This window comes from Apibacter sp. B3935 (genome assembly GCF_009827705.1).
Taxonomy (GTDB): Bacteria; Bacteroidota; Bacteroidia; order Flavobacteriales; family Weeksellaceae; genus Apibacter.
On record NZ_WINL01000001.1, the window covers coordinates 278048 to 301390 of the forward strand.

Here is a 23343-nt window from a genome sequence, read left to right on the forward strand (position 1 = left end):
TTATCGCAATTACAACGATTACCGTTAAATACTAAAAAATGGAAGAAAAAGAAATTATACTAATAACCGGAGCCCACGGAGCGGTTGCCAATCAATTATCGACACTCTTAAAAAATTACTCTCTCCGTTATCTTACCAGAAAAAAAACCAAACCGAATGAATATGAATGGGATATTGAAAAGCAATATTTGGATACCAACGCTTTGGAGGGAGTTAAACATATTATTCATCTAGCCGGTGCAGGTATTGCCGATGAAAGATGGTCGGATGAAAGAAAAAAAGTTATACTTTCCAGCCGTGTAGATTCGGCCAAACTTATTTTAAAAACTCTAAAGGATAGGAATCAAAAAATACTCACCTTTATCAGTGGTTCTGCTTCGGGCTATTATGGCAATACCACATCGGATAAGATATTTAAAGAATCAGATTCCAAAGGTAATGATTTTTTAAGTGAGGTATGTTTTCAATGGGAATCAGCAGCTGATGAATTTTTATCGGAAGGCGTAGCCGACAGAGTTGTAAAAATAAGGACAGGTATATCCTTATCTAAAAATAAAAAAGGCGTTTTATATAAAATTAAAAAAATGGTAAATTATTATGTAGGCGCCTGTCTCGGTTCTGGAAAACAGTATATTCCATGGATACATATTGATGATTTATGTTCAATTTATAAATATGTTTTAGTAAATGAAGGTTTACAGGGTACTTACAATGCGGTAGCTCCTTCCTACACAACTAATAAAGATTTAACTGTTGCCATTGCCAAAAAGTTAAATAAACCTCTATTTTTACCTAATGTGCCAGGTTTTATATTGCGCTGGTTATTTGGTGAAGTTTCTACACTTTTATTGGATGGCAGCAGAATTTCATCTGAGAAAATTCGCACAGCCGGATTTACTTTTAAATATCCCGATTTAGATAGTGCTTTAGATTCTTTATTATAGTTCTAAGAATAACGTATATAATAGATAAAAGTTTAAACGAAGTCGTAATCTTTTCATATAAAAAGTTTGTGCTCAATTATAATTTATTATAATTGAGCACAACACAAATTATTATTATTTATTTATTAATTTATTGTAAATAGTCTAAAGACTTTTTAATAGCAATTTCCAGTCCTGATAAATCGCTTCCTCCTGCTGTGGCAAAAGAGGGTTGTCCTCCACCGCCGCCTTTTATTTCTTTGGATAAAGCTTTTACGATCGTTCCCGCATGTAAATTTTTAGTTTTAACTAAATCTTCAGAAATTCCTATGGAAAGTGTAGGTTTTTGATCTGTATGAGTACCTATGATAATAAACAAATTGGAAATTTCATTCTTTAGTTGAAAAATTAAATCTTTTACCGATGCATTACTTAAGTCGGTCTGTAATCCAAGGTAATATACTCCATTCACTTGAGTAATTGAATTTTTCCAAAGTATTTTTTCATGATTTGCTTTTTCTTTGTTGAGTTGCTCAACTTGTTTTTTTAGTTGATCATTTTCCGAATATAATTTCTCAATGGACTTAATAGGATCATCCGACTGTTTTAAAAAGCTTTTTAAACGATCATATTGACTGAATTGATCTTTAAGAAACGCTATGCCTGTTTCGCCGGTAATCGCTTCAATTCTTCGTACTCCTGCGGAACTGGAAGATTCACTCATAATTTTAAAAAATATGATTTCATGCGTATTTTTTACATGGGTTCCTCCACATAATTCAACCGAATTTCCAAATTTAATTACCCGTACTAAATCGCCATATTTTTCACCAAAAAGAGCCATAGCTCCCATATCAATAGCTTTTTTAAATGGGACTGCCCTATTTTCGTCTAATTCGATTCTTTCATATATTTTGGTGTTGACCAACATTTCAACTTTTTGTATTTCTTCCGGACTCATTTTGCTGAAATGGGAAAAGTCAAAACGTAAATAGTCCGGTCCTACATAAGAACCTTTTTGTTCAACATGTTTACCAAGTACTTCCCGCAATGCTTCATGTAAAAGGTGGGTAGCCGAGTGGTTTTTGGTAATTGCCTCTCTTCTTTTGCTGTCTACCTTTGCATTAAATGGAAATTCAGGGTATTTTGGAAATTCTTTTACTGTATGGATAATTAAATTATTTTCCTTTTTAGTATTTAGAATTTCTATTTTTTCATTTAAATTTTCAATATACCCTATATCCCCTACTTGTCCTCCACTTTCGGCATAAAACGGGGTAATTTGAAATACTAATTGATAAAATTCTCCTTCTTTATTTTCTACCTTACGATATCTTGTTATTTTAACATGAGTTTCCAAAAAATCGTAACCTACAAATTCTTCTACATCATCTTCTTGTAAGATAACCCAATCATAATTTTTAAAAGTGGAAGCAGATTTGGAACGAGCTTTTTGTTTGCTCATTTCTTCATTAAATCCATTTTCATCAATGGTTTTTCCATGATCTTCTGCAATTATTCGAGATAAATCTGAAGGAAAACCATAGGTATCGTATAATTCAAAAACAACATCGCCGGGAATGATTTCTAATTTAGGATTGTTTTCCATAAAATTAGCCAATCGTACCAATCCTTGATCCAGCGTTCTTAAAAATCCAATTTCTTCTTCTTTTATAATTTCTGATATAAGGCTTTCTTGTTTAGAAATTTCGGGAAAAAACTCTCCCATTTGAGTATTTAAAATCGGAACCAGCTTGTATAAAATAGGTTCTTTGATATGCAATACTCGATATGCATAACCAATGGCCCGTCTTAAAATTCTTCGTATTACATATCCTGCTCCGGAATTAGAAGGTAACTGTCCGTCGGCTATAGAGAATGTGATGGCTCGTACGTGATCTGCCAAAACTCGCATGGCTATATCAACGTTTGTGTTTTCGCCGTATTTTAGTTCGGATATTTCTTCTATTTTTTTTATTAAGGGAGTAAATACATCTGTATCGTAATTAGAAATTTTGCCTTGTAATACCATACAGAGCCTTTCAAATCCCATTCCCGTATCTACATTTTTTTTAGGTAGTTTTTCTAAACTGCCGTCTGCTTTACGGAGAAATTCCATAAAAACCAGGTTCCAAACTTCAATGACTTGCGGATGGTCATGATTAACTAAATCTTTACCATCAATTTTTTTTCTTTCTTCATCCGAACGGATATCAACGTGTATTTCGGAACAAGGCCCACAAGGTCCTGTTTCGCCCATTTCCCAAAAGTTATCTTTTTTGTTACCTAGAAGTATTCGATCTTCTGAAATATGTTCTTTCCAAAAGTTGTAGGCTTCCATATCTTTTTCTAAGCCTTCTTCTGCATCTCCTTCAAATATGGTAACATAGAGCCTGTCTTTTGAAATTTGAAATACATCAGTTAACAATTCCCAAGCCCATTCAATAGCTTCTTTTTTAAAATAGTCTCCAAAACTCCAGTTTCCAAGCATTTCAAACATGGTGTGATGATAGGTATCTTTACCTACATCATCCAAATCATTATGTTTTCCTGAAACCCGTAAACATTTTTGAGTGTCGGCCGTACGCTTATTTTTAGGTTCTTTATAGCCTAAAAAATAATCCTTAAACTGTGTCATTCCAGAATTGGAAAACATGAGTGTAGGATCATCTTTTAAAACAATCGGAGCAGACGGAACTATACTATGTTGTTTAGATTTAAAAAAATCCAGAAAAGTTTTTCGTATTTCTTTAGAAGTCATTTTTACTACTTGGTTTTTGGAGCTACAAAAATAAGAATTTTAAAATTTCGTTAAAAAAAATTAATTTATTTCTGCGTTTTGTTTAAAATTTATGATATCCTTTAAATCATTCATGGTGTATTGCATCCACTCGATTTGTTTTTTAATCTTTCCCTCTTTATCAAAATAGAACCATGAAGTGAATTTCATGGAATGTATTAATTTATCCTTATAATAATAGGGATTATATTGCCCACTAACTGCTACGATGCTATCATTCGAAATTATTTCTTTAATTGTTATGCTTTCGGGATAATCTTGATGTTTTTTAAAATTTTTGTCATTCCAACTGTTCTCATACATATCCAAAATTATATTTTTGCCTTCCAATAAAGATTGCGAAACGGCATTTACCCATTTAGGATTGTTGTCCGTATAAAAGCTCATAAGTTGTTTAGTGTCTTTTCTTTGAGCATATATTTTATAAAATTCTTCTACATTTTTTATATTTTTCTTTTTCTCAATTGAAGTACACGATAGTAAGATGAGGCATAAAAGAAAATAAGAAACAATTTTTTTCATTATATAATTACGTTTAGTTGTCAAAAATAATACTATTAATTTATATTTATTTATCAATAAAACATTTGTTTTTAGTAAAGTGAATTTCATTTATGATTAAAAGTGAAAAAAATTAACAAAATCAATATAATTTAACATTTTTTTAACTATCTCATTGAAACCCTTTATTTAAAATAAATATAGAAGTTTTCATATGTATGCTTACCATATGTGAAATGCATTTAAGAATATTTTAGATAATGAGATTGTAATTTTGCAGCACAAAAGAGTAAAACTAAAATATGAAGAAATTAACTTTAGCATTGATGATTATTTTATTAGTGTCTTTATCATTTACATTTTTTCACAGTGAAGAATTGGTAAAAGCTCCTTCCCTTTCTCATGTATCCGGTGACACTATTAAAGTAAATTACCAAAATGACAGTTTGACAAGTAACGTTTCCAAAGAAGAGGTAGATAGTAATGAAAAATCCACTCTTTCCGGGCGTGTTTCTTGGTATGGAGGAAAGTTTCAAGGTCGATTGACTTCAAGCGGAGAAAGATATAACATGAATGATTTTACTGCTGCACATAAAACATTACCATTTGGGACGAAAGTTAAAATTATAAATCCAAAAAATGGTAAAGAAGTTATTGTACGAATTACTGATCGTGGACCATTTGTACCTAAAAGAGAATTTGATTTAAGTAAAGCTGCTTTTGCAGAATTAACAAGCTTAAATGCAGGAGTCATAAAAGTTAATTATGAAATATTGTAATTTCATTGCTTAAAAAAATTTTAATTATAAACTCTGGTTATTGTTAACCGGAGTTTTTTTGTTTTTAAATTTGGAGTTGTTCATTTTAATTATTTTATAAATAAACCCAATTAATACTGCATAATTTATTGGCTTTATTTAATATTTAGATTTTTTTATGATAGTTAAACATTTTTAGAAATCAATTAATTATAATAATAATTTATTTCAAATTTATATTTATGGTAATAATTTATTAATATATATTATCATGGTATAAATTAAATGATTTTTACGTATTTTATTTATCTTAGCTAAGAATTATAATATTATTTTAAAATTGAAACTTCATGAAAATCGAGAAAACAACTACAGAATATCTTGGTATACTTGCCAACATATCTTGGAATAGTAATCAATGGTCTGATAATCCAACCGATGAAGATATATTAAAATCCAATTTTGGATATGTAATTAAAAAAAGATTTATGAACGAAAGTTTAAATTTTGGTCATGAAAAATTCAAAGCAGAAAAAGATGGTTATTATATTGGCTATGCTCCTTCTTTTTTAGATAAACTTAAGAAAAATGTACAAATAGTTTTTTTGCAAGCAGAGATTACAAAGATTCGAATCTTAAAAAAATTATTGGTTTATATGTTTATCCTTTGTATGGAGAAAAATATAAACGAACGATAAATGAAAAAAAATTTGAAAAATATAGTGAGGGCAATATTAAGGCTTTACCTGACAATATTTATTATTTTCAAAATTCAGTTCCAATAACAAATAAAATAGCGGCAGAAAAAAATTTATTACCTAAAGATAAAAAATTAGCTAGAAGATTTAATTATCTTACTTCTGATAATGTTCATAATATTATAAAATTTGTTAGTGAATATAACTTTAATGATATTAAATTAAATATTTTTTTATATAATTTTTTATTTCAAGAAAATTTATTAGAAGAAAATCAAATTCTTGAAAATAAATTATCAAACATTATCATTCCTAATTTAGCAGATACAATTCAAGATATTATAAAACTTGAAGAATGGATGAAAAATAAACAACCAGAAGAAAAAGATCGGGTTTCAAAATATATAGAAAGGGGGGCTATTTCAAATAAAGTAAAAGAATTAAATATTTTTAAATGTTCTGTTTGTGAGGCTTTAGGAAATAAAACTAATTCTTTTATTAAATCAAATGGAAAAACTTATATTGAAACTCATCATGTTGAACAAGTATCAACACGCAAAAAAGGAGTTTTAAGTATAAGTAATTTAATTACAATATGTGCTAATCATCACAGACAAATGCATTATGGCAATGTTAAATTAATTGAAAATAATGACGAATATTTTAAATACAAAATTGATAATAAAATACTAAAAATTAATAAAATATTTTTACACTAACTAATCATCTATTTATTTTAATTAATACGTTTATAAAGATTTAATAACCTAAAATGATCAAATTAAAATCTGAAAGTGTAATTTAAATTTGCTTTATGAGAATATAAAATCTTAATAATTATTTGATAAAAAATTCTGAATACCCAATACTTATAAAAATTTTTAATTGATATTCCTATATTCATTAGGAGTAATACCTAATTGATTTTTAAAAAATCGGGTAAAATGTTGAGGGTATTTAAATCCAAGTTCATAAGCGATTTCAGAAATATTTTTATTCAGATCTAAAATTTTTTCTTTAGCTAAATAAATAATTTTTTCTTGGATATATTCTTGTGCTGATTTTCCGGTTTCTTTTTTAACTAAATCTCCAAAATAGTTGGATGATAAATTTAATTGTGAAGCGCAAAAGGCTACCGAAGGTAAACCCAAATTTTTTGAATTATCAGAAGAAAAATATTCATAAAGTAGTTTTTCAAATTTTTCTAAAATTCCTTTATTAATATCTTTTCTTGTATCGAATTGACGATCAAAAAAACGAGAACTATAATTTAATAGTAATTCAATATTGGTCGTGATCAGTGTATTACTGTGTTTATCAATAGGTTGTTCAATTTCATATTGAATATTCTTAAAACATTCTAAAACCATTTGTTTTTCTTTGTCGGATAGATGTAAAGCTTCGTTACTGTCATAAGAAAAAAATGAGTATTTTTTTATGTCTTTACCTAATTGAGTTCCAAGTAATAGGTCGGGATGGAACAATAATCCCCATCCTTTAGGTGCAAAGGTGGTTACATTGGGCTCCACTTTCATAATTTGTCCGGGTGAAATAAAAACGAGAGAGCCTTCTTGGAAATCATACGTATTTCTTCCATATTTTAATTCTCCGCATTTTAATTCTTTTAAAAATATGGCATATAAACCGTAATTGAATGTTTGAGCTGTTATCGGTTTAGTTTTTGATAAATCAAGTACGTTAACTAATGGATGAGTGGTTTCAACTCCTCGCATGGTATTATAGGTTTTAACACTATCTATAGAAATAATTTTTTCCATTTTAGATGATCATTAGATTCATTCAAATTTACATAAATCATGTTTTTACTCGTATAAGAAATTAATAATCAGTAAAATTGATAACAATTTCAGTAAATTATATAAAATTAAAGCTATCTTATAAAAGTATCTTTGTTGATATAAATTTACTATTAAATATTTTTAAATGAAAACAAGAATATTAGGAACAAATGGACTTGAAGTTTCCGAATTAGGTTTGGGTTGTATGGGATTAAGTTTTGGTTTAGGTCCATCCACTGAAAAAAAAGAAGCAATAAAAGTAATACAAACTGCTTACGATTCCGGAATAACTTTTTTTGATACAGCTGAAGTGTATGGTCCCTTTACGAATGAAGAACTTTTAGGAGAAGCGGTAAAAGAATTTAGAAGTAAAATAAAAATAGCCTCCAAATTTGGATTTAAAGATGGAAATTCTGCCAATCCTCCCGACAGTAGACCCGAAAGTATCAGAAAAGCTTTGGAAGGCTCGCTTAAAAGATTAAAAACCGATTATATTGATTTGTATTATCAACACCGAGTTGATAAAAATGTACCGATTGAAGAGGTGGCAGGAACAATAAAAGATTTAATGAAAGAAGGCAAAATTAAACATTGGGGATTATCGGAAGCAGGTCCTCAAACGATAAGAAAAGCCCATGCCGTTCAACCGGTTACTGCTCTGCAAAGTGAATATTCCTTATTTTACAGAGATCCTGAAAAAGAGATTATTCCTACACTGGAAGAATTAGAGATAGGATTTGTTACATTTAGTCCACTTGGCAAAGGTTTCTTAACCGGAACCATTAATGAAAATACCCGGTTTGACAAAAATGATTTTAGGAATATAGTTCCCCGTTTATCGGCTGAAAACAGGAAAAAAAATTTTGTATTAATTGATTTTATAAAATCTATCGGTACAGAACTTAATGCAACACCAGCCCAAGTTGCTATCGCTTGGTTATTAGCTCAAAAGCCGTGGATTGTTCCAATACCGGGTACTACTAAATTAAATCGTTTGAAAGAAAACATAGAAGCAACTTCTCTAAAATTAAGTCCTGAAGTTTTAAATCGAATCAATGAAGGATTGTCTAAAATTAATATTGTTGGAGATCGATATCCGGAAAATCTTAATAAAATGATTGATAAGAATTAAAAGAATTATAGTTGGATAGGGTTTTTAATGAGTTAAGATTGCTAAACAATTTTATATGAGTTAATAAACGCCGAAAATCAATCAATTATATTATTTTTTTTTTGCTTATTTTTGACAACCGTTGATTGTCATATAATTTAAGTAATTGTAACTTTATATAAGGGACTGATATAAATTATATATCAGTCCCATTTTTATATTGTTTACCAATATGTAAAAGCAAATGCGTAAATAAGAATTTTTTTAATCAAATGAATCGATGATAAAAACGATTATTGATAGCCGGCAAAATTTTAAATAAATAGGATTACTAAACTAATTCGCCATAAAGGTCAAAATCTTCTGCACGATTAATTTTAACAGATACAAAACTTCCTACGGATAAATATACATCATGGGCTGAAATTAAAACTTCATTGTCCACATCCGGTGAATCGTATTCTGTACGCGCAATATAATAATCTCCTTCTTTTCTATCTATAATACACTTATAGGTTTTACCGATCTTTTCTTGATTTAATTCCCACGAAATTTGAGATTGAATTTCCATGATTTTGTTTACTCGATTCATTTTTTCTTCTTCAGAAAGAGAATCTTCTAATGAATAAGCGGACGTGTTTTCCTCATGAGAATAAGAGAAACAACCTAAACGATCAAATCGTTGTTCTATAACCCAATTTTTTAATTCTTCAAAATGTTCTTGAGTTTCTCCCGGATAGCCTACAATTAAGGTTGTCCTAATTGCCATGTCGGGAACTTTCGAACGGAAATCAGTCAACAATCGGTTGGTTTTTTCTTTGGTAGTTCCTCTTTTCATGGATTTTAATATATCGCTTGAAATATGTTGGAGAGGAATATCAATATAATTGCAAATTTTAGGTTCGTTTTTCATAAGTTCCAGAACGTCCATAGGAAATCCTGTAGGGAAAGCATAATGCAGACGAATCCACTCAATACCTTCCACTTTAATAAGCTCTTTTAATAAATCTGCGAGAGCTCTTTTTTTGTATAAGTCTAAACCGTAATAAGTTAAATCTTGAGCAATTAAAATTAATTCTTTGGTTCCACCTCGAGCCAACGATTGAGCTTCTTTTACCAATTCTTCAATGGGAGTTGAAATATGCTTTCCACGGATTAAAGGAATTGCACAAAAACTACATGGTCGATCGCAACCTTCCGAAATTTTTAAATAGGCATAATGTCTGGGAGTGGTAATTAATTTTTCTCCTACCAATTCATGTTTATAATCAGCACCTAAAGCTTTTAGTAATAAGGGCAATTCACGAGTACCGAAATATTGATCGACATTAGGAATTTCTTTTTTTAAATCGGGTTTATATCTTTCCGAAAGGCATCCGGTAACAAATATTTTTTCAATTGTTCCTTCTTCTTTTTGTTTGACACATTCTAAAATAGTATTAATACTTTCTTCTTTGGCATTATCTATAAATCCGCATGTATTAATCACTACAATGTCTCCATTTTGTTCATGAACAACCTCTTTGTTATTGGCTTTTAATTGATTGATGAGAACTTCAGAATCGTAAATATTTTTAGAACAGCCTAAAGTTATAACGTTAATTTTTTTTTTCCCAACAGATTTTGTTCGCATTCGCTGTTATTTTTAATAAGGCAAATTTATTTATATTTTTATGAAATGTATAGGATTGATTACAATCAAATAGTATTTTGATCAATTTAATTCTAAAATTTGTTTAACCCATGTTTTAACATGGTATTTATTAAGTATATGATCCGGAACTATCTCGTATTTTGAATATAAAAATTCATCCGGAATTTCAATATTTTCAGGGTCTATAATTAAAATGTTCGCAGGATTATAAAAATCGTAATTGATAATGTCTTTATTGGTAGTTATCAATTTTTTATGATGTCCTAAAGCTTCAAATACACGAAATGTCAAGCCTATTTGTTCAGGCCTTTGTATGTCAACCATAAGATTAGATCTTTTAATTTTTTCAAGGACTTTATCTCTGGAAACCATTTTATTTAAATATTTAATCTTGGTTTTGAATTTTTGAGTGTAAAAATTAAAATGGTTACGATTTACAACCAGAAATTCATAGGGATAATTTTTATTTTCTAAAATTTTTGCAATTTTTTCTAATATGGGAGTTCTATTATCTAATGATGAAATATTGAAAGCTATTTTTTGCTCATTAAGATTTCTATCTTCCATTTGCTCATAAATATAATTGGGTATAAATTTTAAATTATATTTTTCAGCATCATTTCTATCATAACTGTAAATTTTATCAAAATATTTAAAAGTATCTGTAATAGAAGGCATACGCTTAATACCATCGTAATGGTAGGCAATCATTTCATTACTTGTATGTTTACAAAATTTTAAAGTTTCAGGAGATAACCATTCTGCATGAATAATAACGATCTTATCAAATTTATCGTTTTTAGATAAAGCATTTTTAATTAATTTTTCCAGATGGGTTCTTTTGATATTAGTATTAAAAAATGATTTATTAATTAAATTTTTTAATCGAACCCATAAATTGGGATACCTATATCTGTTTGCATAAATATCAATATGAATTGCTTCTATATCTAGTTCTTTCATTGCAGAGATAATATATTTATCATATCTATAATAATCTAAAGATATTAAAGCGATTTTCATAATTTACTGTTATTATATAACCGTTGTTATTAATATATTGCAAATTTAACTGTATAAACTAAACTATTATATTATAATCAACAATTTTTACAAATTTTAACTAATTATCTTATTTTTTTTACTTCCTTCATAAATATCGTATTGAAAAAAACGACATTCCAATTTGCCATTATAAATTTTAATTTTTCTTGAGGGACGTAAGCCAATTTTTTTATAGGCATCAAGATATGAAGTAATGAACCAAGCTAATGTGTTTTTATAATTATTTTTTAAAGTATCACCGATATTTTTATAAAAATGATCTGTAGTAATCGATAGTCTTTCATCGTAAGGAGGATTAAAAACAACTAATAAGGGAAATTGTTCTTTTTGTGAAGTAAAAAAATCCTGATTTTTTAATTCTATAAATTCTGATAAATCTGCTGCCTCAATATTATTTTTTGCTGAAATTAAAGCTTTGTCAGAAATATCATATCCGACTATTTTACCTGAAAAATCTTTAATCCTGTTAATTCGAGTATCTTTTATTTTGTTAAACAACTCCAAATCAAAATTTTTCCAATTCATAAACCCAAATTGTTTCCGATGTAATTGCGGAGGCATATTTAAAGCGATCATGGCGGCTTCTACTAACAAAGTGCCCGAACCGCACATTGGATCAAGAAAATTTCCTTTCCCGTCCCATCCTGCTAAATTCAATAATCCGGCAGCTAATACTTCATTTATGGGAGCTGCAAAATGAGATTTTCTGTAACCTCTTTTAAAGAGTGGATATCCACTGCTGTCTAAAGATATAGTTACTTCTTGGTTACTGATATGTAAATGAAATTTTATATCCGGATTGTATCTTTCAATGTCGGGTCTTTTGCCAAATTTTTTTCTGAAACGATCAACGATTCCATCTTTCATTTTTAACATAATGTATTGAGAATGTTTAAAATAATCGGAATATACCGTTGTATCAATTGCAAAAGATTGCGAATTGAAAAAATAATTTTCCCAAGGAATTTTATTTATTTCCTTTTCAAAAATAGTTTCATTTTTAGCTTTAAAATGGTGTATGGGCACCAAAATTTTCAGGGCTGTTCTTAACGAATAATTCACTTTGTATAAAAATCCTAAATCTCCAAGGAATTCAACCGCTCTGTTTTTTTTAACAATTTGAGAAGCACCTAATTGTTTTAGTTCTTGTACAAGCACATCTTCTAAGCCATAAAAGGTTTTGGCTTGCATCGTAAAGGAATCGTTATTAGCAAACATTATAATATTTCAATTAAAATGAAGTTAAATGTGTTAATAGGAATATATTAAATTTTATTTAAAATATTTTTTTAAGATTTTATAGATTCTTAAAATATTTTTCAAATATAGGATTACTTTTTCTAGAAATTGATAATTGAGTAAAATTATTAATTGAACCGAAATAATTATTCAATCAATAGTTATTGATTACAGATAAATTATAAAAAACATTCGCATATACTAATGAAGTAACAATTGAAAATCAATTGAAAAAAAGTAAAGCCCTGTACTACAGGGCTTTTTAACTAATAGTTTACTAATTATCTATTTTTATTTTGTAACCAATCGATTGAAAAGTTACATTTTTTATATTCATCTTGAACTGTTATAAAGGTTGAAGGAATTTGCGCTTCTACCCATTTTTCAATTACTTCGTTTTCTTTAGTTTTCTGAGCAAAGCCTTTGATTCTGTTATAGTCAATTTCTAAATTCATTTTGTGAGCCGGTATAACATCGGTTATTTTCAATAGTTTCACTACCGTTCGGTTATTTTCTTTATCTTCAAATACTTCGGATAAATCTCCTTTTCCAAGTCCTGAAAGGTTATAAAGCACTTTAGTAGGTAGTTTAATTTTTTCAAATCTGTTATCACCGGTTTGAGAATTTGATAATAAACCACCGTTATATTTGGTATATTTATCGTCTGAATATTTTAAAGCAGCTTGATTGAACGTAATTTTTTCTGATTTAATATCTTCCCTGATATCTTCCAGTTTTTTTATAGCTGTTTTAATTTCTTCTTGATTAGGAACAGACATTAATAATATATGTCTTAAATCTATAACTTGACCTTTCTTTTTTTCAAGATAAACAATATGGAATCCATATTCAGTTTCAAATGGTTCGGATATTTGTCCTTCTTCCAATCCAAAAGCAACGGCATCGAACTCTTTTACCATTTGCTCTCTTCTAACATTTAAAATTTGCCCACCATTAGCGGCTGAACCTGGATCTTGTGAATATTTTTTAGCCATGTCAGCAAAACTGGCTCCTTCTTCAATTTGTTTTTTTATAGATTTTAATTGATCAATCAATTCTTGTTTATGACTTTCTGTTAATTTAGGATACATATAGATTTGCCCATATTCGATTTCTTCATTTAAAGTAGGAAATTCTGATTCATGAGCTTTGTAAAAATCTTTTAAATATTCTGGAGAAACGTCTACATTTTTGGTTATGTCAGCCATTTTTCTTTGGGTATACATTTGATTTTTAATCATTGTTTCGAGTAAACTTCTTAGTTCACCCATAGTTTTAAATTTGAAATTGGTTAGAATATTAGCATCTGAACCAAAATAATTTCTATATCCTTCAATTCGTGATTCAGCCTCTCTTGCTACTTCATCTTTATTAACAGTTATTAGAGTATCTTGTTTAGCTTTATATAAAATAATTTTTTCTTTCATCATATTTTCTATAAAGCTGCATCGATCAGTTGCGGTTTGTCCTTCAGATCGAGCGTAATTTTCACCTTCTTTAACATCAGTTTCTGTAATAATTTCATTTCCCACGACAGCTACAATTCCATCAATTTTTGTTTCTTGGGCAAAAATGAAGGTAGCCATAAAAAAGGTTACAACTATAAATAATCTATTCATTTTAATTTTTATATTCTGCAAATTTAAAATTCTTTTATGAGTAATTAGTGTTTATATTAGTTTTTAATGTTATCAATTATAAATCTCTTTTAATCTTTTTACTTGATTTGAATCTATTGTGACAACAGCTTTCTCTTTCAATAAATTAATTGTTTGTGTCGTTTTATAATCAATATATTCATTTAAATAATATTTTTGAAGATCTTCTAAACTCATTTTATCATTTTTAATAATTTTTTTAATATTAATTATCAATCTTCTATTTTTACTATCAACGACATATAATCCTCTGTTTAATTTTATATTTGCAGGCAAATTAAGAGATTCTCGAGTCTTTTTACCTTCTTCAATTATTAATTCTTCACGATTATCTTCAAATTGATTTTTTATAAAGTTTACTGACTTTTTATTTTTTAACCAGTTAAGGACTTTAGTTTCTATATCTGAATTGAGACAATAATAAAAAGTACCTTCAATTCTTTCCTTCCAGGTCAATCGAGCAGATTCATCATGTAAAAATTTTTTTTGACCGATTTTATCATTTTGAGCTTCGTAAGCAATTAAATTAAGCGCATATTTAATAAGAAGTTGATTTTTTAAATTTTCATAATCCTCTTTAGTTGTGTTCAATTCGAAAAAGTGTGCCGTATAAAACTCTAAAATATACTCTTTTTCCCATTTATTTAAATAATCATATATCAAATGATTTCTTTCAGAATAATTTTCAGATTTTAAATATTTTTTAAGGTATACCAGTATATCATTGAAGGTAAGTGTATAGGAATCACCAATAGTAATAATTGTCTCATTATTTGGAATAGTAAAATCAGTAAATTGATTGTAAGATTGAGGTAAAGAAGAAATAAAATTACTAAGGTGGATAAAATTTTCTTTATAAAAAGGTTGTTTTTTTAATCTTAAAACTAATAAATCGTTTAATCGGTTGATTTCTTCAGATTTTTTTAATCGGTTATATATTTTTTTTCTAGCGATCGAATATGAATTATAATTATCATTAAAAAAATATTCACAAATAACATAACCACCTTCTAAATTAATGGGGTGAGAATAATCGGGGATATTATTAGGTTCGGATTTAATTTGATTAACCACATATGTGTATACTTCTTCATTCGAAAGGATATTATTTTTATTTAAAACATTATAATTTTTAAAAACTTTATCTTTAATTTTAGAAAAGCTTTCTCCTTGTTTAAGTTCTTTATAAACTTTATCGATCTTAATTTTACCTAATCGAGAAGTATCCGGAATATATATTTGACCTAAAGATACTTCACCTAAGTATTTTCTTTCATTGGAAACCAAAATAAGATATATATTATCATTTTCATCTACATACGTAGTTAACTGATTTAGTGGTGCATTATATATTGCATCCACTACATTTTTATTTAATGCGAATATATTTAAATAAGAAGGTTTTTTAAAATCCGTAAGTATAGAATACTTTGATATGGCTTTTTCAAAGCGTAAGGGATCGTTATCGATACTATCAATAATTGACTTTAAAAATTTGTTTTTATAGGTTTCGTTTTTATTGGTTAAATATTCATTTTTAAAAACTAACAATTGCAATTTTTTTTCAACAACGATTTTTTTATAATAATCTTGCAGCATCGGTTCGAGTAAATCAGAAGGATAGAATAAGCTGTCTTTTAATTGGTTTGCACCTTTTGCTAATTCTGTCTTAAAACCTATCGAATTTTCTAAATTTTTTGTAAGTGCATATTGTTTAAGAAGATTAAAGTCTATATAATTATCTATAGTCTTATCCGTTCCCAGTAGTTCTAAACTTTTTAGGTAATTATTTTCAAAATTATCGGTATCAATTTTTTCATTATTTATGGTCATTAAAACCGATTGAGAAAATACAATACAGGTAAAAAAATATAAACAAACACTTATGGATTTTTTCACTTTTACTTATTTTATATGACACAAAAATATATAAAGAATTAGGACTCTGAAAATATTTTTAAGTATTTAGACAATGAAATAATTTGATTATAATTATTTTAGTATTTTATACTAACAAAGGTATAAGTTAAAAGGTAAGATTTTCAAGATATTCATATACAATATGTGTTGGTAATCCCATAATAGTAAAAAATGAACCTTTTATTTTATCTATTTTAGCCAATCCAATCCAGTCTTGAATTCCATAAGAACCCGATTTATCATAAGGTTTGAAATGAGATATATAAAATTCAATTTCTTTTTCATTCATAGGTAAAAAATGAACTTCTGTACAATCCGTAAAAACCTTAAAATCGTTTTTGGTTGAAAATCCTACAGAAGTATATACTTTATGTGAATTTCCTGATAATTCAAATAACATTTTTTTTGCTTGTTCGAAATTTTCAGGTTTTTCCAATGCATGATCATTCATCCAAACAATGGTATCCGCTGTGATCACAACCGTGTGATCATCTACTTCTCCATAACGTTTCGATTTTTGCTCTGCTAAATATTCGGTAATTTGATTTTCTTTTAATAAGGGAGAGTAACTTTCATCTATATTTAAATGTAGGGTCTCAAATTTATAATTTAAACTTTTTAAAAGTTCTTGTCTTCGTGGAGATTGAGAAGCTAAAATAATTTTAAATGTATTCATATGGTTTTAATTCGATAATTAATAAGTTAAAAAATAAAAGACTATCTTACAAATAGATAGTCTTTTATTTTAAAATTATATTTTGTATCCATTATATATTTATTTAAATAGATTAAAATTCATACTATTTAAACAGAACTATATAACTAAAAAACAATATTATAAATCGATTGCTTCTCCATATGCCGCCTCTGTTGCACCTTTAAATGCTTCTGAAATAGTAGGATGTGGATGCACAGTAGTTAAAATTTCATGTGAAGTAGCTTCTAATCTTCTGACGGCTACAGCTTCCGCAATCATATCAGTAACTCCGTTACCAACCATATGACAACCTAATAACTCACCGTATTTAGCATCATAAATAACTTTTATAAAACCATCAGTATCACCGTTAGCAGTTGCTTTACCGGATGCTACAAAAGGAAATTTACCCACTTTAATATCATAACCTGCTTCTTTGGCTTTTTTCTCTGTCATTCCCACAGAAGCGATTTCAGGAGAACAATAAGTACATCCCGGAATGTTTCCATAATCAATAGGTTCAACATTCATACCTTTAATTTTTTCAACACAAAGAATTCCTTCTGCAGAAGCTACGTGGGCTAAAGCAGGGCCGGGAATAACATCACCAATGGCATAATAGCCCGGAATGTTTGTATTGTAAAAACTGTCAACAAGGATTCTTCCTTTATCTGTTGATATTCCTACCTCTTCTAATCCTATATTTTCGATATTTGCGGTAATACCTACTGCAGATAAAATAATATCTGCTTCTAAAGTTATTTCCCCGTTCGCTGTTTTAACAAAAGCTTTAACTCCGTCTCCCTGAGTTTCAACTCTTTCAACTGAAGAATTAACCATAACTTCTATACCATGTTTTTTAATAGATTTTTCAACATGTTTGGAAACTTCTTCGTCTTCGACAGGGACAATATAAGGTAAAAATTCAACTACGGTTACTTTAGCTCCCATGGTTGCATAAAAATATGCAAATTCAATACCTATAGCTCCCGAACCAACTACAATCATAGATTTAGGCATAGTTGGAAGAGTAAGGGCTTCTCTATAACCGATTATTTTTTTACCATCTTGAGGTAAATTAGGTAATACTCTTGATCTTGCACCGGTAGCAATAATAATGTGAGATGCTGAATATTCTGTTACTTTACCCTCTTTATCAGTAACCTCTATTTTTTTTCCGGGCTTAACTTTGGCATTTCCGTTAATTACATCAATTTTATTTTTTTTCATAAGGAAGCCAACCCCTTTATTCATTTTATCGGCTACCCCCCTACTACGTTTAATAACATTAGAAAAATCAAAAGATGATTCGGTTTTATTCAATCCAAATTCTTCAGCATGATTTATTTCTTCATATACGTGAGCACTTTTAATAAGAGCTTTAGTTGGTATACATCCCCAGTTTAAACAAATTCCTCCTAGATTTTCTCGCTCTACTACAGCTGTTTTAAAACCTAATTGAGCGGCTCTAATAGCAGCAACATATCCACCGGGCCCGCTACCTATAACTATAATATCATAATTCATGGTACAGATTATTTTGTTGACAAAAATACTATTTTTTTTCCAAAAAGAAGATTTATATATATAAACCAAAAAAATGCATAATATTTGATTATAATTAAAAAAAATTTATAAGTTTACTTTTTTATCAGTATTTAATATAAAAACATAAATATACTAATTATGCAAGAGACAAATCAAATTAATAATATTAATAATGATGACTATGAATTATCGAAAGATCAAATTAGAATATCTAATATTAAAAAATTAATAGCCGGAATTTTTGCCATTCTTTTGGGAAGTCTAGGTATTCATAAATTTTATTTAGGATATATTAGACAGGGTATAATTACACTTATTATTTCATTTTTTTGTTGTGGCATAGGAGCTATAATTATGAGCACTATAGGCATGATAGAAGGAATTATTTATATTACTCAATCAGATAAAGAATTTTATAATACTTATGTTAAAAATCGCAAAGGATGGTTTTAATAAATCATAATAACTAACTCTATTTTATTTCTGAGAACCAATGGTTTTTGCACTAATTGAATCCTTTTTATCCTTTATAATTTCTTTTTTCTTTTTCTTTTTACTAAACAAATCACTGAATTTATTAAAAGATTTTTTGTAAACAATTCCCCCGCCATACGATTGATTATTTGCCCCTGTAGTGGATAATACCGATGTTTCCAACCCAAAAGTGGATGGTTTTGAAAAACCATTGATAATTAGCGATTTATCATTGTTTTTTGATATATCATAATTAATTTTTGCACCATAGGTCCACACGTCGGCAGCACTTTTTTGTTCCAGTGGCATATTAACTGATCCAACTATGGATAACCTTTGATTTACTTTAAATGTAGGGTCTAAAGAGATCCGGTCACTAGTATCATCGACTCTTGAACCGGCATTAAAATTAGCATCTAGAGAAAATACACCACTTATGTTATTTATTGCAGAAGTTAATTGTTTCAATACTACATCATAAGCAGAAGAAGCATAACTGCTACCTCCCATCTTATCGGATAAAAAGCTTCCAAAAACAACAATTCCGGCTACTTGATTGTATTTTTCCCCTTCATTATTATTTAGTTTAGTATTGAGTTGATCACGAACCGAAGAAGAAGCATCTGCTTGTATATCAAAAGTTAAACTTGGTTTAGATAAATATCCGGTTAATAAAGCCGAAACTGTTACATTAGAAGCGGGAACTGTAGATATACCCAAATAATCGCCAATATTACTTACTAATCTGGTATAGGAAGCGCGAATATTTAAATCGGCTTCAGTAGGACCACGATTTTCCCATCGGATAGTACTTCCGGGAACGATAGTAAAATCCTTATTAACAAACATATTATAATAATATTTACTATCACCGGTTATTGTGTAAGTACCGTCCATAGAAATAACTCCTGCTTTGGACATATCAAATTTTAGATGTTTTGCATCTCCCCGAACCACTATTTTATCTCCGGTTTCTTGACTAATAATTAGATTTACTACAGATTTATTGTCTGCTGTAACGTCTGCACGTATGGATAATCCCATAGGTGGTTTAGTTTCTTTTTCATCTCCTTCTTTATGTTGTTCAGGAATGAATTTGATATATTGAATGTCGGTAGCATTAGTTGTACTACTGCTGTTTATTGTGAGGCTGCTTCCCTCAAGAGCCATGGCAGTTGCTGAAATATCAATACCTTTATCCGTAGTTCCTGTTATGGAAAAATTACCTGAAGCATAAATAGTTCCATAAAAAAGATCATTTTCTTTCATGGTAGTATTCAACACTAAAAGTTTATCCGAAGTAAAGTCTAAGTTCATTCCCCATTCGGAAAAATTTTTTGTCATTAAAGGTCCAAAAACTACTCCCTTAGTTTTTCTTTGAGTATCCATCAACTCAATATTATCAAATAAAAATATACCGTCAGATATTTGTAAGTCTTGATCTTTAGTAAGTTGATAATCAACCCCTAAAAAGTTAACTTTAAATCCAACTTTAGACATTGTAAGGGTTCCTTGATATTTAGGCGAAGTTATATCTCCTGAAATTTGAACATTTCCTGTGGCAGTTCCTCTGAAATTTGAGAAGATACTTTGTAAAAAAGTCCCTATAGGAGCAATGTTCATTTGATTGGCTTGTAAATCTATATTCAATTGAGAAGGCTTACCATTTTGATTGGCTATATATCCGTCAGCTAAAAAACGATCTTGTCCGGAATCTTCTAATTTACTTTGTAGTAAATATCGGTTGGTTTTAGCATCGTAGATTGCTCTCATGGCCAAATTCCCTAAATTTTGACCATTAAATTTCAATTGATCGATATAAAGATCCACAAGCGGTTTAAGTTCACTTGAATTTTTAAGTACTTTGGCAGATCCATTGGCAACACCCTCAAAAGACATATCTTTAAGTAAGCTGTGAGGTAATATTTTTTCTAATTTAACATCTTTTAAATTCAGATCAAAAGTATATTCGTTTTTGGTGGTATATTCTCCGGACAATAAAATTTCAGAATTTTCAGATGTTAATTCAATTTTTTGTAAAACTAATTTGTTAGTTAATAAATTATATTTCGCAATGGCTTCATCCGATTTAAAATTAGGATTCAGTTTCCATTTTGCTTGTGCCAAATTAATATTAGAAGGTTTAAACCCAATAATAATATCATTATTTTTTTGAGTTTGATATAAATTTAAATCAAAATTAGTTTGTTTTTCTTTATATTTTCCATGATAAAAATTCGTGGAAACAAAAAGGGAATCATTTTTATTATATCCGGAAAAATTGATTTTTTCAATATTCGTATTGTCTATATTTAGATAAGATAAAGACCCCATAAATTGTCGTAAGGTATCTTCTGTATTTAAAAATATATTCGGATTGGTTAGTTTGATATTTTTATAATATATATATTCTGAAATCATTTGTGCCTGTAACTTATTTCCATTGCCAACATACCTTCCGGTAATAGTCGTTCCCGGGGATAAGTTAACATCCATCATTAATAAATCAAATAAATCCTTTTGTATATCCAAAATAAATGAAAACTCTTGATTGTCAAATCGTTTTTTAGTTTTAAAATTAGCTACCAGGTTCCCAATTCCTTTCTGTAACATATCAGGAATATCTTCTAATTTGTATTTACCATAAATATTGGCAGTAATCATGTTCGGAGAAAAAATATCTAAATTTCGATTTCCTTCCTCGAAACTTGTTTTTATTTGTATATCATTATAATTAGTAGTTTTACCATTATCTTCAATAGAAATTGAATTTATGTTGATTTGTCCAATTAAATCATCAATGGAGCTGAATTCAATATCTGCTTTGACTATTCCTTTAAATGATTTATTTTTATCGGCTTGAGAAATAAAATAGCCTAAATTTAATGATTGGATATCTGCATCAAAGTTGGTTTTAATATATTTTTGAGCAAAATTTATTGTACCATTAAAGTCAAAATTAGCGTATTTGTCATCGGAAATAATTTTACCTTCAAAAATTTTATCTCTTAAATTACCCACAGCTGAAATATCATTAATCGCTTTACCATTAATAACTAAACTATTCAGTTTTGCATCAAATTTAGTATCCATATGGTCCAGATTAAATCCGCTGCCGTCAAATTGAATTTTAGCGGATATGGGACCTAGTGTTGTTGTTTTAATAAAAGAAGCTAAATTTAATTGGTATGTTTCTAATTTTCCTTTATATCTAGGTTTTTGGGAAGCGTAATCTTTTAATTGAGCATCCGCTTTTAATGTACCTAAAGAGCTAATCATTTTACCATTTATACTAAGGTCTTTTTTATCAATTAAAAATGAACCCATATAATTCATAGTTCCAAATTCTGAAACTATTTTGGGTATTTCCTTAGAAATAAATTTCGGTAACCATGAATTAAGAGAGGCATATGAAGATTGAAGATGCGTTTCTTTGGTTTCTATATTAAAAGATTGGGAAGGATCAGTAGTAACTAAATTTTTCAACACTAATCTAGGGGAAGAATAAAAAGTACCGTTAACCGATAAGATTGGATTAGTTAATGTTAAATTATTAAGTGTACCATTAACTTTCGAAGAAATGTTAAGTATAGAACTAGTATCCCAGTTTTTTACAAAATATCGTATGTCTTTACCTGATACTTTACTTCCTTTGGTAACATCCATATTCCAAGCTACCTGATCCGAAAAGTTGCTCCATCCATTTTCTTTGGTATGATTAAAAAATAAAGAACCTAATAACAATGAGGTATCTGATTCAAAAAGAAGGTCTTTGAAAGAAAGTTCTGTTTCTGAATAGTGAATATCGGATGAAAATTGGTAAACCGTATAATTTTCCTTATGTCTTTTAGCTTTGAAATTAAATTGCTCAACTAAAACCCTTACATCCGAATTGAAAACATCAACGGTAGATGCTTTTAAATTTAATTCAGAAGTATCTAACCAGACTTGATCTTCTAATGGTAAATTTTGATTTACAATTGAAAATCGACCATTGATTATATCTACCCTTCCGTTTAATTTAAAATCTTTTTTTTGAGAAGGTTTATCTGAGTTAAAATTATCTATGAAAATAGAAAAATTATCACGATTTTCATTTTTATAAGTAATTACCTTGATGACAGGATTTTGTAAACGCAATTGATCAATTTTGATATCATCAATATGCTTAATTACCAAATTTTCAATTAAAGATATGGTATTTAAATATCCTTTTAATTCTTTTACGGTTAGTAAATTATTCTGATGATGATCTTTAATAACTACATCATGTAAAGTAAGATTTCCAAAATAATCAACTTCAATTCTTTGAGCAGAAATCGAAGTTTTAAATTCTTTGTTTAAATAAGAAAGTGCCTCTTTTGCTATTTTATCTTTTACAGAAGGTAAATTTATAACAATAATTAAAGATAGAAGTAATAAAAATAAAATGCAAAAAGCATAGAGAATTGCCTTGGATGATTTAAAAAATATTTTTTTAATTAGTAACTTTGTCATA

17 protein-coding genes are annotated in these 23343 nt (G+C 28.5%); 6 read left to right on the top strand and 11 right to left on the bottom strand.

The window, feature by feature from the left end; genetic code table 11:
* Positions 1-38 precede the first annotated feature (38 nt).
* On the top strand, positions 39-944 hold the full coding sequence (locus GFV00_RS01195; protein WP_160556640.1) for a TIGR01777 family oxidoreductase: 906 nt from the start codon (positions 39-41) through the stop codon (positions 942-944).
* Positions 945-1074: 130 nt separating this feature from the next.
* On the opposite strand, the gene alaS is transcribed toward GFV00_RS01195, so the two are convergent.
* Together alaS and GFV00_RS01205 are read right to left on the bottom strand one after the other, a co-directional pair.
* Positions 1075-3684 carry an alanine--tRNA ligase gene (gene alaS / locus GFV00_RS01200; RefSeq protein ID WP_160556639.1) on the bottom strand — a complete coding sequence of 870 codons (2610 nt, stop codon included), beginning with the start codon at positions 3682-3684 and terminating at the stop codon, positions 1075-1077.
* A 60-nt stretch (positions 3685-3744) separates the two neighbouring features.
* Entirely contained in the window at positions 3745-4245 is a 501-nt protein-coding gene (locus GFV00_RS01205; RefSeq protein WP_160556638.1) for a hypothetical protein, read from the bottom strand.
* Between the two features lie 281 nt (positions 4246-4526).
* On the opposite strand from GFV00_RS01205, the gene GFV00_RS01210 reads away from it, so the two are divergent.
* The 3 genes from GFV00_RS01210 to GFV00_RS01220 all read left to right on the top strand — a co-directional run bounded on the left by GFV00_RS01210 (position 4527) and on the right by GFV00_RS01220 (position 6399).
* Positions 4527-5003 (top strand): septal ring lytic transglycosylase RlpA family protein, encoded by a 477-nt coding sequence (locus tag GFV00_RS01210; protein WP_221411022.1) that lies wholly within the window; start codon positions 4527-4529, stop codon positions 5001-5003.
* A 329-nt stretch (positions 5004-5332) separates the two neighbouring features.
* Entirely contained in the window at positions 5333-5680 is a 348-nt protein-coding gene (locus GFV00_RS01215; RefSeq protein ID WP_160556637.1) for a hypothetical protein, read from the top strand.
* A complete protein-coding gene (locus GFV00_RS01220; RefSeq protein ID WP_160556636.1) occupies positions 5650-6399 on the top strand; it encodes an HNH endonuclease in 750 nt (249 codons plus the stop codon). Before GFV00_RS01215 ends, GFV00_RS01220 begins: the two co-directional genes overlap by 31 nt.
* A 162-nt stretch (positions 6400-6561) precedes the next feature.
* Here the strand turns inward: GFV00_RS01220 and GFV00_RS01225 are convergent, their stop codons facing one another.
* Positions 6562-7458: an AraC family transcriptional regulator gene (locus GFV00_RS01225; protein WP_160556635.1), complete on the bottom strand. Its 897-nt coding sequence runs from the start codon at positions 7456-7458 to the stop codon at positions 6562-6564.
* A gap of 166 nt (positions 7459-7624) precedes the next feature.
* Between GFV00_RS01225 and GFV00_RS01230 the strand changes: the two genes are divergently transcribed.
* Positions 7625-8611 (top strand): aldo/keto reductase, encoded by a 987-nt coding sequence (locus GFV00_RS01230; protein WP_160556634.1) that lies wholly within the window; start codon positions 7625-7627, stop codon positions 8609-8611.
* A 310-nt stretch (positions 8612-8921) separates the two neighbouring features.
* On the opposite strand, the gene rimO is transcribed toward GFV00_RS01230, so the two are convergent.
* The 7 genes from rimO to lpdA all read right to left on the bottom strand — a co-directional run bounded on the left by rimO (position 8922) and on the right by lpdA (position 18350).
* Positions 8922-10223, bottom strand: a complete 1302-nt coding sequence (rimO, locus tag GFV00_RS01235; RefSeq protein ID WP_160556633.1) for a 30S ribosomal protein S12 methylthiotransferase RimO — start codon at positions 10221-10223, stop codon at positions 8922-8924.
* 81 nt (positions 10224-10304) lie between these two features.
* Positions 10305-11267: a hypothetical protein gene (locus GFV00_RS01240; protein ID WP_160556632.1), complete on the bottom strand. Its 963-nt coding sequence runs from the start codon at positions 11265-11267 to the stop codon at positions 10305-10307.
* Between the two features lie 96 nt (positions 11268-11363).
* Positions 11364-12527, bottom strand: coding sequence for a class I SAM-dependent RNA methyltransferase (locus tag GFV00_RS01245; protein ID WP_160556631.1), 1164 nt, complete (start codon positions 12525-12527; stop codon positions 11364-11366).
* Between the two features lie 302 nt (positions 12528-12829).
* Positions 12830-14167: a peptidylprolyl isomerase gene (locus GFV00_RS01250; RefSeq protein WP_160556630.1), complete on the bottom strand. Its 1338-nt coding sequence runs from the start codon at positions 14165-14167 to the stop codon at positions 12830-12832.
* Positions 14168-14239: 72 nt separating this feature from the next.
* Positions 14240-16105, bottom strand: a complete 1866-nt coding sequence (locus GFV00_RS01255; RefSeq protein ID WP_160556629.1) for a hypothetical protein — start codon at positions 16103-16105, stop codon at positions 14240-14242.
* A 127-nt stretch (positions 16106-16232) separates the two neighbouring features.
* Positions 16233-16802, bottom strand: a complete 570-nt coding sequence (locus GFV00_RS01260) for a Maf family nucleotide pyrophosphatase (RefSeq protein WP_160556628.1) — start codon at positions 16800-16802, stop codon at positions 16233-16235.
* Between the two features lie 159 nt (positions 16803-16961).
* Positions 16962-18350 (bottom strand): dihydrolipoyl dehydrogenase, encoded by a 1389-nt coding sequence (gene lpdA / locus GFV00_RS01265; protein ID WP_160556627.1) that lies wholly within the window; start codon positions 18348-18350, stop codon positions 16962-16964.
* A 159-nt stretch (positions 18351-18509) separates the two neighbouring features.
* Here lpdA and GFV00_RS01270 point away from each other — a divergent pair, with 159 nt between their 5' ends.
* Positions 18510-18824 carry a TM2 domain-containing protein gene (locus tag GFV00_RS01270; RefSeq protein ID WP_160556626.1) on the top strand — a complete coding sequence of 105 codons (315 nt, stop codon included), beginning with the start codon at positions 18510-18512 and terminating at the stop codon, positions 18822-18824.
* Positions 18825-18848: 24 nt separating this feature from the next.
* Here the strand turns inward: GFV00_RS01270 and GFV00_RS01275 are convergent, their stop codons facing one another.
* The gene (locus tag GFV00_RS01275; RefSeq protein ID WP_160556625.1) at positions 18849-23342 is read right to left on the bottom strand and encodes a hypothetical protein; all 4494 of its coding nucleotides are present in this window, start codon (positions 23340-23342) and stop codon (positions 18849-18851) included.
* Between the last annotated feature and the right edge of the window lies 1 nt (position 23343).